The organism is Sphingobacteruim zhuxiongii (assembly GCF_009557615.1).
In the GTDB taxonomy this organism is placed as follows: domain Bacteria; phylum Bacteroidota; class Bacteroidia; order Sphingobacteriales; family Sphingobacteriaceae; genus Sphingobacterium; species Sphingobacterium zhuxiongii.
Window position 1 is genome coordinate 2,482,409 of the sequence record NZ_CP045652.1, and the last position, 13,003, is coordinate 2,495,411.

Below are 13,003 nucleotides of genomic sequence, written 5' to 3' on the forward strand. Positions count from 1 at the left end.
CTAAATATGAAACGAATTTCATCATTTTTTTTATAAGTTCATCATTTTTTGAACATTTGTATCATGGAATACGAATCGGAGAAAGGGAAGGTTTATACACCCTTGCAAGCTAAACGCAAGGCAGAGAGTTATTGTGCTTACCAAGAGCGTGCACAGCAAGAAGTTCGCGACAAACTTTATAGTTGGGGATTGCATTCCGCCGATGTGGAACAAGTGATATCTGAATTAATATCCGACAACTTCCTCAACGAAGAGAGATTTGCGAAAGCCTTCGTCTCCGGGAAATTTAGAATCAAGGCCTGGGGTAAAATAAAGATCATCCAGCACCTTAAAGCGAAAAGAGTATCCAAACCATTGATACAAATTGCGCTTCGTGAGATAGATTTAGATGAATATAAAGATAAATTAGAAGAATTGATCAAAAAAAAGATCGACAAACCAATATCCTCTCTAAATCTTAATGAAAAAGCGAAATTAATTCGATACTTACAATCAAAAGGCTATGAAAGTGATTTGATTTTCTCAAAATTCAAAGAATAATTTCAACAAAATAGAGTTTTTAAAAACAATTGTGACAATAAATAACAGGTAAAACAATATAAATAACAACATTTCATCCTATTTATTGAATATTTAATAACATATTAGCGTGTTTTATGAATTATTTGATTTATTTTTAAACAATTAATCAAATAAAATTCACTAAACCTCTAATTTTATGAGAAAATTCAACCAGATTAAACGAATTACAACAGTATTAGGCATTTCTCTTTATTCATTATCAGCTTTTTCACAAGAAAACAACACTACTTTTTCTTTAGGGCTTACATCAGATCAATTTTTTGGTGTTGCACCGAGTGTTTCTGTAGATTATCAGCTCAATGACAAGCTTGCTTTTACCGCATATGGTATTTTTTGGGGTACAGGCACAGCGGCAGCATGGGGAAACTGGACAGAATTTGGCGTTGGTATCAATTATGCACTGGCAGAAGGCGTAACAATCAATCCAAATCTAGGGTTCACATTCGGCAACTTGCTTTCCAAAGGAGCTGCTGACGGTCAAATGGGTGGTATTGCTGGTGATGGTATTGTCCCCAACGTATTTTTTAATGTCAACAAGCCGAAATTTGAGAGTGAAGTTTATGTTGGCTATTACGCCCCATTGCGCGATGAAGCCCCTGATGATGGATCCACACTGGCTTACTTACATTATTGGGCAAATGCAGGATATCGCGTAAGCTCTGTATTCTCTGTCGGCGGACATTTTGAACACCTACGCAGAACAAAAGACGATGTCAATGGGAAATTAGACTATTACCAATGGTTAGGTCCCTATGTACAGTTCTCCGTTCCAAAATTTAATAGCTTCCTACGATTAGCAGCAGGTCCTGAACTAAAGAATGGTCTTCAAAAAAAGGATAGTTTCTATAAATTATCTACCGGATTCTCCTTTTAGCAACTCTATGGACATATAATTCAAAACGATTTAGACGGAATCTGAGTCGCCACTCCTGCTTAGATTTCGTCTATTAAATGTTTTTTGAAATTTATTTCAACTGAAAAACAGCATTTTGAGAGTTTAAATGAAACTTTTTTCAAAAATAATTTTAGGAATTAATTTTTCTCTCTATATTTGCACCACGTTAAGCGAAAGTAGCTCAGTTGGTAGAGCACAACCTTGCCAAGGTTGGGGTCGCGAGTTCGAATCTCGTCTTTCGCTCAGTTGCCTAGGTGGTGGAACTGGTAGACACGCAGGACTTAAAATCCTGTTCCCGTTAAGGGAGTGCGGGTTCGATTCCCGCCCTAGGTACTTGGATAAAAAGCTCATCGAAAGATGAGCTTTTTTAGTATATGGTGTTTAGTAGTGAGTATGAAAACCTATACTGGACTTATTGATTTCTAGATTTAAGATAGATTAGAGGATCATACCGAAAGTTTGGGGGGTAAAGATTTTTAAGCATACAATTTCATCACTCTGTACAGGAAGAATGTTGTGTCCCTTACGCCACGGAAGACGCTTCTGAAAGCTTTGAGTTTTGCATTGAAGGATTCTGCGGAAGCATTGGTACTTCTATTGTCGAAGTAGTGTAGGATGTATTGATGATGCGCTGCAATGGATTTTGCCACGCTCTCAAAGGAAGCAATACCCGCATTCTCAACCTGATTGTTCCATAGGCCTAGTTTGGTAAATGCTACCTTTTTGTCCTTGCATTTGTTGAAGATGTCCCCTAAGGCAATTCCAAGATCATAAGCCTGTTTTAGCTTGGGGAACCGCAGGAATAATAATTCAGCACGATGTTTCTGGCTTTCCGACCATCGGCTTGGATGCTTGAACAATAGGTGTTGGATCTAGCCAACAGCTGTTTGAGCGTATCACCATTTGGCAACAATTCCGGTTCATACGGGATCCCTCGCTTTCGTGATTCCATTATTTTCTTGCTTTCTGCATCCAAGACTTCCCAACGATACTTGATACGGAGTTCCTGCACGGCATCGTAAGCTAACTTTTGGACATGGAACCGATCGACCACACGTCTGGCATTTCTGAAACATCTACGGATTGCCTTGGCCATGTTGGGAGCCATATCCATGGTCACCTCCTTTACCTTATTCCTCGAGCGCAAGGGTATTCGCTCGAGAACAGCCATGATATCCTCAGCCTTGGTACCCTTTATAGTTGCTAAAATCGTTCCTTTACGCCCTTTTGCCGATTTACTGCTAACAATGGTATATAATTCACCGTTGCTGAAGCTGGTCTCATCAATGCTCAGGTGTTCCGATATGTTTTCAGGGAACAATGTCCAGCTCTCGGCATGAGGCTTTTGGTCCCAATCATGGAAATCACTGAGGTGGTTCTTGTATTGATCCTGTAGTTGTTTGCCGTCCATCTGGAAGAACAGACCTACCAATTGGGCGCTTACAGGGTAGCTATCCAAATATCTTCTTTAAAAAAAGCCCGAATTCCGTAGTCATTCGAGCGCCCTCACGCACTAGGTTCCAATCTCTTGTGATGATATCTCCGGTATCCAGTACCGTCCATCGACGACGGCGGATATGTAGCGTAACTTTCTGGCCTCGAATGGGAAAGTCTGAAATTTCAGTAGAAGGCATAAAACCCTTTGACTCCAACTTGCTGTGCTCATAGCCTGTCGGAGCAATATTAAGTTCATCTAAATAAATATGGAGTTGATTGTCGACCTGATCGACTTCTAAAATCTGGAAGTATTCCAAAAGCCCTTCGGGCATCAATAAGGATAGTAATTTACGTTCGGCTTCTTGCAAGGGATATTTGTATTAAAGACGCTAAACTAAGAAATTTTTAACACTCCCCCCAAGAATTCAGCTTGATCCAGATTAGACGAGTTCTTACGGATCATGTACAAAAGTTGTGGAGGGGATAAAAAATAATTAGATATTTGTGCTTTGATATTTATACAGATGCACGAATCTTTCAACGCGTTAATGCCCTTAATTATTCCCGAAGGAGTTTCCGATTATTTTGAGATGACCCACTATTCCAAAGAAGAAAAAAGACTGGATATCTTTCTGGAGGAACTCAATACTACACCTGAAGAATATCAAGGCCAGAAGTTGATTTCCAAGGGGTTTTTCGAACCCGTTACCCTTCAAGATTTTCCTATCCGTGGCATGCAGGTCTATCTTCATGTCAAGCGCCGCAGGTGGCTCAACCAGGATACCGATAAAGTAGTCTACAGAAATTGGGAACTAGTAGCCAAAGGGACGCGCATCACACAGGATTTCGCAGCTTTTTTAAAAGGTATCAGCGGACAACCAGGCTCATAGCATTCAGACCATCAGTTCATTCTATGGGATATCAGCCAGTAAACTAAGGAGATACTACCGCAATAAACTGAGCGGTTTCCAGGATTGGGAGCATCGCGAAAATGCGCGAGATGGATTGATCTTCCCACAGAATGTCAGCGGCCATCTTTCTATTGACGAGACCTGCCTATCCCATGGCGAGCTCTATACCGTTGTCACCAATAAAGAAGCACGGGGCAAAAAAGGGACCATTGTAGCCATACTGAACGGGACAAAATCAGAGAACATTATCCCGATCCTTCAAAAGATCCCACAGAGATTACGAAATAAAGTTCAAGAGATAACGCTTGATTTAGCCGGTAATATGGGATTGATAGCCAAAAGATGCTTTCCCAATGCTGTTCAGGTAATAGACCGTTTCCATGTTCAGCAACTTGCTACCGAAGCGCTTCAGGAAATAAGGATAAAGCACCGCTGGCAGGCCATTGACGATGAAAATCAGGCAATTGACCAAGCACGAAAGAATAAGGAAACCTATTTTCCGGAAGTCCTATCCAACAGTGACACCATCAAACAGTTACTTGCAAGAAGCCGATACCTGCTTTATAAAAGTGAACATAAATGGACTTACGAGCAAAGAGAAAGGGCTGCTGTACTCTTTGAGCGATATCCTGATATTGAAAAGGCGTACAGGCTATCCCAAGAACTCTCTTGGATATTCAACACCACCATAGATAAGATCTACGCCTTTACAAGGTTGGCAAAATGGGCGGATAAAGTGGAACAGGCCGGCTTCAAGTCATTCAACACCGTCTCCAGAACCATAAATATCCATCACAAAAAAATATTGAACTACTTCGACAACAAGAGTACAAATGCTTCAGCAGAATCTTTCAATGCAAAGATAAAAGCTTTCAGAAGTCAGTTTAGAGGTGTAGGTGACATCAATTTCTTCCTGTTCAGATTGACCAAATTATTTGCGTAGTCCACAGGTTTTGAAACTGATCCGTTCTTACTCTCTTATTATTTATATCTCCTTTCGATAGAAAATATATTATTTACTGAGTGTTGACACCTATACAGACGTTATTGCTTATTAACGTTCAAGCTATTTTAAAATTAAGAAACCATTCCCATCATTTTTTTTACTGCAATTCATCCTGATAAAAAGCTGTGCTTTAACCTTTAAGTTTCCTAATGTTTTATATTCGCCAATCACTCTCCTATCCTAATCCACTTGAACTTCATCAATTGCACTTGTAAACTTCCTTGAGGTTAGCTAACTTACGCCAAAACCTAAAAAGAGTATGTTAAAGAAAGGATTTGGAATCAAGAATATTGCAGAAATGTTAGGGATTTCAGTCTCTACCGTTTCCCGAGCCTTACGCGATGCACATGATATCAATCCTGAGACCAAGGAGAAAGTTCTCAAGCTTGCCAAAGAACTAAATTTTAAGCCCAATAAGAATGCTGCCGCACTGGCTTCTGGAAGCACAAAGAATATTGGCGTTTTGATCCCATTTATCACCAACTATTATTTCGGAACGGTAATCTCAGGTATCCAGGAGGAAGCATACCGCTTAGGCTATAACATCATCCTATTCGTGACCAATGATGAAGTCGATAGAGAGAAACAATTAATCGATAATTTAGATACCGCGAGCTTAGATGGACTTCTGATTTCGCTATCCTCCAATTCGACTGATATCACTCACTTTGAAAACTTAATTCAAGCAGGTCTTCCACTGGTATTTTTTGATCGTGTACCAAACGAAATAAATGCTTCAAAAGTAATGCAGAGTGATTATGAAGGTGCCTTTCTCGCTACGAGTCATTTAATCAAGAAGGGCTATAAGCGCATTGCGCACCTAGCTGGCCCTGAAAGCTTGAAGTTTACCCAAGAACGCCTACGAGGCTACTTAAATGCTCTTAAACAAGCACAGTTGCCAGTTCAAAAGGAATATATTATACATTCTGGATTCTCTACGCAGCACGGCTTTGCAGATACCCAACAGTTAATCGCCTTACACGACCGCCCTGATGCGATCTTTGCAGCCAATGACCGGAAGGCTATCGGAGCAATACAAGCGCTTAAATCGGCTAACATCAATGTAGGTGTTGACTTCGGTGTAATCGGCTTTACCAACGACCCGATTTGTACCGTGATAGAACCCAACTTAACTACTGTTGAAGAACCAGCTTTTGAAATCGGTTTACAAAGTTGCCAATTATTGATTAAACATATCAAGAACAAAGAATTCGAACCCCGTTCAGTAGTAATTCCTTGTCGATTAATAAATAGGGATTCTGCATAAAAAAAAGCCACTCCCTAAAGAAGTGGCCTCGAACCTATTTTACTATTATATCAATTGATTGAACTTATTTCTCGTAAATAAAACAACCTTCTACCATCGTTTTCTGTATTTGAATATTTTCATCAAAAAGAATCAGATCTGCTTGCAGTCCTTTACTAATCGTACCAATCTGATGCTGTAATCCTAATATACGTGCCGGATTAACAGTCAGCATATGTACTGCATCTTTTAATTCTAAACCTGCAATATCGCGCATAGTACGAATCAAACGATCGGCAGTTGCTACACTACCCGCAAAAGATTTACGATCAGGGAGCTTTGCAACCCCATCTTCAACGACTACAGGAAGCCCATTTGCTCGTCCACCAAGAATACTTTCCGTCACATCTGTTCCAGCAGCACGCATCGCATCGGTAATTAAAATAATTTGATTCTTCGCTTTAACTTTGCTAATCAGCTTTAAGAAGGGTTCAGGAAGATGAGTTCCGTCTGCGATAATCTCTACATCGATATCATCAATCAACAAACAAGATTCAATTGCTCCAGCATAGCGATATGCATTGCGTCTCGTCATGCCTGACATCCCCGAATAAAGATGTGTCGCCAATTTATAACCTGCTTCTACCCCTTTCAATACCTCATCATAAACCGCATCGGTATGCGCTAATGCCAAAAGGATACCCTCTTCACATACACGTTGTCCAAAGGCTAATGCGCCTGGCAATTCAGGAGCAGCACTCCAACGCGCTATCAAATGTTTATACTTCGAAAGGATAGGCTCATACTCCGCAGGCTCCGGATTGCGGATATAACGTGGATCTTGTGCCCCACGTTGCTCCATCGCGAAATAAGGCCCCTCAAGATGCAGACCATAAAATTTAGCACCCTTTTCATTCTTATCCAAGGACTTCGCATAGACTTCAAAAGTCTCCAATAGAAGATCTTGCTCACTCGTCAGCGTTGTAGGAAGCATAGCTGTCGTGCCATAACGTGCGTGCGTCTCTGCGATATTTAAATACGCATCAACTTCATTATCCATGAAATCAGAACCACCACCACCATGAATATGAATATCGATAAAACCTGGCGAAAGATATAAGCCCTGCGCGTCCACGATTTGATGATTCGCATCGCCTTTAGGCCATTTATCCGAGTCTTGAACATTGACAATTCGTCCATTTTCAATACTGACATATCCGTTTTCAATAACGCGAAATGGCGTAATTATTTTTGCATTAATTATACTGATCATCCTTAGGTTAATTTTTTCCAAGATTTAAAACGATGCCCGATAAAGGCATAGAACACAATATACAAAAAACAAGGTACTAATACCCAATAAGCCGTTTTTACATCATGTGAATCGGCAACTAAACCATAAATCATTGGCAATACCGCATTTCCACAAAGACCCATAATCAATAAGGCAGACCCTTGTTTCGCGTATTTACCTAAACCGTCTAAGGCTAAAGGCCAAATACCCGCCCAAATCAAAGCATTCGGTACACCAATCATGGCTAGGAACCATATCGAAATATCTAAATGATGGCCTAACCAGTCAACCTGATAAGTTACCAAGCATACTAAAAGTGATAGTGTTAATCCTACAAGTGAGCAGATTTGCAACATACGCTTTTGAGAAATAAGCGCAGGAATTAATGTGATTCCAAGTAGGTATCCGCAAATAGTCGCCGTCAATACATAGGAAGGTAGTGCCTTTGCTTCAAGCAAAGAAAGCCCCATAGAACCCGCGTAATTGATGATCGTATCAATTGCAATTACTTGTGTCCCCACATGCAGAAAGATCGCGACAGCGCCTAAAACCAAGTTAGGGAATTGAAATACACCTGACTTACTCTCATTAGCCTTGTCATCCTCTTCACTTTCAATTTCCGGAAGCGGTGAGTATTTTACAAACAGTCCAATTAAGAACAACACGCTTGCAACAACAATATACGGCACAACAACACGAAGAATTAATTCATCGAGTGTCTGTGCACGTGTTACCTCATCCATCAAAGGGATCTGCTTAAACAGCTCATTATCCGAGGGGCGTAAAATCGCCCAAGAGAATGCAAGTGGCGCTAATATTCCAGCACCCTTATTACAAATCCCCATGATACTTATACGCTGGGCTGCTCGCTCTTTCTCACCAATCATGGTGATATATAAGTTCGCTACGGTTTGTAATACCGCCAATCCTGAACCTAATGTAAATAATCCTAAAAGGAAGATCAGGTAGGTTCTACCATAGGCAGCCGGTACAAATAACAAGGCTCCAACAGCCATAATCCAGAAACCAATCGTAATTCCCCGTTTATATCCCACACGTTTTAATAGATAAGACGACGGCAAAGACATGACCAAATAGGAAATATAGAAAGCAAAGGCAACTAAATAAGATTGAAAATTCGTCAACTCACAGGCGATCTTAAAATATGGGATTAAGATGGCATTGACCCAGGAAATAAACCCGAAGACAAAGAACATCGTCCCGATGATGCCTATGGAAATATAGGTACTACGTCTATCTAAAACTTGTGAATTCATAATTTAGGTTAAAGGTTGAAAATTATAGCAAAGAAGCGGATCCTTGATCTAAATAGCAATAACAATCTGCATGATTTTGCAAAATACTTGCTGGATAGATATTCGACACTTCTTTTGTTAGACAGTTTTTCACCGCAAGCGCTTTACGCTCATCTGGAACCGCACAGATTATCTTTTTAGACTTCATGATTTGCTTAATCGACATGGAGATCGCTTGTTTAGGCACATCGTCAATTGTATTAAACCAACCCTCACCCATTTGCTGTTGTCTACACGCCGCGTCTAAATCCACAACTATATAAGGATCTTCAATATCGTAATTTGCTGGTGGGTCATTAAATGCTAAGTGACCATTTTCGCCGATACCAACAAAAGCAACGTCAATTGGGTAATTTTTGATGATGTTACCTAGACGGTTACATTCTTCCTGAGCATCCCCTTCACCATTGATCAATACCACCTCATTCAAAACGCTAACCTTATCAACAAAGCGTTCTGTTAAGTATTTTCTAAAGCTAGCCTTATGCGTAATTGGCATCCCGATGTATTCATCCAAGTGAAACATACGAACTTTAGACCAGTCGATGTCTTTATCATGTATCAATGTTTCTAAGGTCTCAAACTGACTTTGACCTGTTGCTAAAATAATATTAGCTTCACCTTTTTCACGGATTACGGCCTTAATAAATTCCGCTCCTTTTGCTCCAGCTTGAGCCCCTAAAGTTTCCCGATCTGGGAAAATTTCTACATTCATATTCCTATGGTTTGTGTTTTATTATAGTTAATTACTTGTTTGCTTTTAATACTTTGGTTGTACCGCCGGTCTCCAAATGAATATTATGAACTTTATTCTTGTTCCAACGACCCATCGTGAAGTCAGGAACCGCAATTGGTTTTGAACCATTGGCAACAGACCATTCAGACAATGGACCAATAGCCGACCAAGATGCTGCATCGTAAACGTCCATATCTACCGGTAACCCATTACGTAAACAGTCTATCAGACGCCAATCCATGATAAAGTCCATACCACCGTGTCCGCCGACTTCTTTTGCCATCTCACCAATATGACTGATGATTTTTGGCGTGTTCTCCACTTCGATCTTCTTAAATTCATCCTCGTCTAAGAACTTCTCATGACCAATCGCTAGCTTCGCCGGAAGTGGATACTTCTGTGCGAAAGCTTTTGTGCCTGAAATCATATGAATTCTAGAGTAAGGTCTTGGTGTACTAACATCATGCTGTAGCATAATGGTACTACCATCATTGTTCTTAATTGTCGAAGTATTCATGTTACCACGGAATGGATATTTTAAGTACTTCTCAAATTCCTTATTCGTTTTTGCCAGCTCCTCTGCTTTTGGACGTAGGGAGAAGTCTTTGGAAGCCATTGAAGTCAAGAACTCCATCTTATTTCCTCTATTGATTTTCAATACTTGAGCAATAGGCCCTAATCCGTGCGTCGGATAAAGGTTACCGTTACGCTTTGCATTTTCTAATAAACGCCATTTGTGATAACGTGCTTCCTCATTAAATAAACTCTCCAGGATATCGTGGATATAAGCACCCTCACAGTGAACAATATCACCAAAGAAACCTTGACGTGCTAGGTTCAACGTTAGCATTTCAAAGAAGTCATAACAGCAGTTTTCAAGAATTACACAATGTTTCTTGGTACGCTCTGAAGTAGTCACTAATCGCCAACATTCGTCGATCGTTACTGCAGCAGGAATTTCAACCGCAACATGTTTTCCATGCTCCATAGCATAGATTGCCATCTCCGCGTGCATAGACCAGTGCGTAGCGATATACACAAAGTCGATATCATCTCTTCGACACATTTCTTTCCAAACTTCCTCATTACCACTGTAAATTTTCGCCTCATGACCTGCCGTCACAATACGTTTTTTTGCGGCTTGAGCTTTCTCATCGCGAACATCACATACGCCTTTAATGGAAACACCATCAATCATACTCAAACGGTATACTGCCGCCGAGCCACGATTTCCAACACCAATAAATCCAGTACGAACGGTTGATAAGGCTGGAGCCGCATAACCAGACATATTGAATACAGGCTTATGCGTTTGCTGTGTTTCTCTTAAAATCTGATGAAAATTGCTTTGCTCTTCCAATGGATTGGCAGAAACTTGATTAGAAAGTAGACCTAGACCGGCGAGTCCAGATAACTTAAGAAATGATCTTCTATCTGTTGACATAATATTTAGTATTAGGTTTTATGGATATTTAGCTAAAGAAACAGGAATTGTAGATGATATCCAAGGTTCTTTTATGCTAAACTACGGCACCGTTATCGGTGCATTCATGTTTTAATCATTACCTAGCCTATGAAAAAAGCTAGGTAATGATTGGTAGATTTTTCTCTTTATTGCTGTATTTAAACACTATACTCCGGCTTCCACACTTGTTCTTGTCGTGTTTCCATCGCAATATTTGCCATATGACTGGCGATAGCCACATCACGTGCCGTATAAACATCAGCAGCTGGCTTTTTCCCCGTACGTATACATTCGAAGAAATCAACCAATGCATAGTAGGTAGGATCTTTCTTCAATGGATCTAAATCTGAATAATCAACCTTCTCCCCTTCGCCATAATGCACAGCTTTTGTCGCTCCTGTGACGCCGTCGACTGTACCAATTTCCTTCTTCACATTCTCCGAAAAGATTAACGCATCTTCACGCTCCACGATTATAGAGCCCTTATCTCCCAGAATACGGATTCCATAGCCTTTATAACCATTGGAAAGAATCGACGATACACTAGACTTCACTCCATTTGGATATTCGTAGACGACCCGCACATTATCAAAGTTCTCACGCCCATCTTTCCAATAATCAACCCCGCCAATTCCTGTAACTCGTAATGGAGCCGCGCCAACCATCCAATTGACCACATCAATCGGATGACCACAAAGCTCAGTCATCAAGCCTCCGCTGGAAGCCTTATACATACGCCAATTCACAAATCGCTCATCCATACCCGCAGGAACAGGGAATCGCCAATCTGAATTCCGATGATATTGACACTCATAGTGCTGTACTTTACCGATCCAGCCTTTATCAATAATTTCTTTAATACGCTTGTACAAACCGAAGTAGCGATACTGATGGCCTACTTGAAAAACCAATCCTGATTTCTCAACTTGCTTAACCAGATCTATCGCTTGCGGGATATCATAGGAAATCGCTTTCTCCAAGTACACATGCTTGCCTTTTTGCAATGCTGCAACCGCCATAGGATGGTGTAAATAAAGTGGCGTCGCAATAATTACCGCATTGATCTTCTTGTCATTAATCAGCTCTTTATAGTTTTTGTAGACTTTACAAGCTGGAGGCACAAGTTTTTTCGCCAATGCAATATTATCATCGCGAAGATCACAAATAGCAGTTACTTCCGCATCTTTAACATCGCGAAGTAGACTCAGTAATCCTTTTCCGCGGCTCCCCACTCCAATAACACCGACGCGTAATGGTTTTGCCGATCCAGACAATTGGAATAAATCCAGGTTGCCCGGCAATACCGCGATACTGGATAAGGCTATCCCGCTATTCTCGATAAATTTCCTTCTTGATATCTGTTTGTCTTTCATAGTTTATAATCTTTTAATGCGAATGTTCCGAAAGCTAGAGGCGTCTTGATGATCGGTCAACAAGATATGTCCAGACTCTGCCTCTCCATAACGAGAGGTATACATCTCAAACTTTGTTCCCGCAACCAATGCTCTAAACTCTTCCGTGCCGCGCTCATAACTCAAAATCTTCTTCCCATTCAACCAGTGCTCGACATGCTTTCCTTGCACAACGATCCTTGCCTTATTCCATTGACCATAAGGATGCAATTGTTTGTTTTTATTTGGTGCATAAAGTAGATAAGCAGCACCTGTCTCGGTCTTAGGACTTATCCTTCCTTTCACAGCCTCATGATTCTCATCATCAATCATTTGGTATTCCGGACCATTCCATTCTACTTTACCGTCCTTCGTATGCAATGGACTCACCAAGTATTTGACCCCCGAGTTACTGTTCTTCGCTAATTTATACTCAATCTCTAAGATGAAATCGCCATAAACTTTCTTACTCATTATATCACCAGCTTTCTGTCCTGGGATCAAACGCAGCTCCCCCTTCACAGCCTTCCAGCCATGACTAGGAAATGCACCGCCTTTAACACTCGTCCAATGCTTTGAAGGATTATTCCCATCAAATAAGGATTCCCATTGCCCTTTACTTTGCGAAGCCACTTCTACCGCAGTAGGCAAACCCTTGTCCGGAGCGGGAGAAGCCAATAAATGAATACCTAATAAGATTGCACTGATAGTTTTCATATGATCT

General features: G+C 40.7%; 14 protein-coding genes and 2 tRNA genes. 7 read left to right on the forward strand and 9 right to left on the reverse strand.

Features of this window, described 5'->3' with window-relative positions; genetic code table 11:
• The first annotated feature begins 63 nt into the window (after window positions 1-63).
• From GFH32_RS10620 to GFH32_RS10635, 4 genes are all read left to right on the forward strand, one after another.
• Window positions 64-540: a regulatory protein RecX gene (locus GFH32_RS10620; RefSeq protein WP_153511588.1), complete on the forward strand. Its 477-nt coding sequence runs from the start codon at window positions 64-66 to the stop codon at window positions 538-540.
• Between the two features lie 178 nt (window positions 541-718).
• Entirely contained in the window at window positions 719-1,456 is a 738-nt protein-coding gene (locus GFH32_RS10625; protein WP_153511589.1) for a DUF6733 family protein, read from the forward strand.
• A 191-nt stretch (window positions 1,457-1,647) separates the two neighbouring features.
• Window positions 1,648-1,720: transfer RNA gene (locus tag GFH32_RS10630), tRNA-Gly, on the forward strand.
• A gap of 5 nt (window positions 1,721-1,725) precedes the next feature.
• Window positions 1,726-1,810: transfer RNA gene (locus GFH32_RS10635), tRNA-Leu, on the forward strand.
• A gap of 143 nt (window positions 1,811-1,953) precedes the next feature.
• On the opposite strand, the gene GFH32_RS18520 is transcribed toward GFH32_RS10635, so the two are convergent.
• Genes GFH32_RS18520 through GFH32_RS10645 form a run of 3 tightly spaced genes read right to left on the reverse strand, consistent with a single transcriptional unit; the run spans window position 1,954 to window position 3,282 of the window.
• Entirely contained in the window at window positions 1,954-2,337 is a 384-nt protein-coding gene (locus GFH32_RS18520; RefSeq protein WP_262884780.1) for a transposase, read from the reverse strand.
• The gene (locus tag GFH32_RS10640) at window positions 2,259-2,888 is read right to left on the reverse strand and encodes an ISAon1 family transposase (protein WP_262884781.1); all 630 of its coding nucleotides are present in this window, start codon (window positions 2,886-2,888) and stop codon (window positions 2,259-2,261) included. Before GFH32_RS10640 ends, GFH32_RS18520 begins: the two co-directional genes overlap by 79 nt.
• A 40-nt stretch (window positions 2,889-2,928) precedes the next feature.
• Entirely contained in the window at window positions 2,929-3,282 is a 354-nt protein-coding gene (locus GFH32_RS10645; protein ID WP_153509180.1) for an ISAon1 family transposase N-terminal region protein, read from the reverse strand.
• A 156-nt stretch (window positions 3,283-3,438) separates the two neighbouring features.
• Here GFH32_RS10645 and GFH32_RS10650 point away from each other — a divergent pair, with 156 nt between their 5' ends.
• From GFH32_RS10650 to GFH32_RS10660, 3 genes are all read left to right on the forward strand, one after another.
• Complete coding sequence (locus GFH32_RS10650) at window positions 3,439-3,804, forward strand: ISAon1 family transposase N-terminal region protein (RefSeq protein ID WP_153511590.1); 366 nt, start codon at window positions 3,439-3,441, stop codon at window positions 3,802-3,804.
• 28 nt (window positions 3,805-3,832) lie between these two features.
• The gene (locus tag GFH32_RS10655) at window positions 3,833-4,768 is read left to right on the forward strand and encodes an ISAon1 family transposase (protein ID WP_458296197.1); all 936 of its coding nucleotides are present in this window, start codon (window positions 3,833-3,835) and stop codon (window positions 4,766-4,768) included.
• A gap of 322 nt (window positions 4,769-5,090) precedes the next feature.
• Entirely contained in the window at window positions 5,091-6,098 is a 1,008-nt protein-coding gene (locus GFH32_RS10660; RefSeq protein ID WP_153511592.1) for a LacI family DNA-binding transcriptional regulator, read from the forward strand.
• A gap of 64 nt (window positions 6,099-6,162) precedes the next feature.
• Here GFH32_RS10660 and nagA read toward each other — a convergent pair whose 3' ends face one another.
• The 6 genes from nagA to GFH32_RS10690 form a co-directional block, all read right to left on the reverse strand.
• Complete coding sequence (nagA, locus tag GFH32_RS10665) at window positions 6,163-7,350, reverse strand: N-acetylglucosamine-6-phosphate deacetylase (RefSeq protein ID WP_153511593.1); 1,188 nt, start codon at window positions 7,348-7,350, stop codon at window positions 6,163-6,165.
• A gap of 2 nt (window positions 7,351-7,352) precedes the next feature.
• On the reverse strand, window positions 7,353-8,648 hold the full coding sequence (locus GFH32_RS10670; protein ID WP_153511594.1) for a sugar MFS transporter: 1,296 nt from the start codon (window positions 8,646-8,648) through the stop codon (window positions 7,353-7,355).
• A gap of 22 nt (window positions 8,649-8,670) precedes the next feature.
• A complete protein-coding gene (locus GFH32_RS10675; protein ID WP_153511595.1) occupies window positions 8,671-9,402 on the reverse strand; it encodes a glucosamine-6-phosphate deaminase in 732 nt (243 codons plus the stop codon).
• A 31-nt stretch (window positions 9,403-9,433) separates the two neighbouring features.
• A complete protein-coding gene (locus GFH32_RS10680) occupies window positions 9,434-10,867 on the reverse strand; it encodes a Gfo/Idh/MocA family protein (RefSeq protein WP_153511596.1) in 1,434 nt (477 codons plus the stop codon).
• A 179-nt stretch (window positions 10,868-11,046) separates the two neighbouring features.
• Complete coding sequence (locus GFH32_RS10685; RefSeq protein ID WP_153511597.1) at window positions 11,047-12,261, reverse strand: Gfo/Idh/MocA family protein; 1,215 nt, start codon at window positions 12,259-12,261, stop codon at window positions 11,047-11,049.
• A 3-nt stretch (window positions 12,262-12,264) separates the two neighbouring features.
• On the reverse strand, window positions 12,265-12,996 hold the full coding sequence (locus tag GFH32_RS10690; protein ID WP_153511598.1) for a 3-keto-disaccharide hydrolase: 732 nt from the start codon (window positions 12,994-12,996) through the stop codon (window positions 12,265-12,267).
• Between the last annotated feature and the right edge of the window lie 7 nt (window positions 12,997-13,003).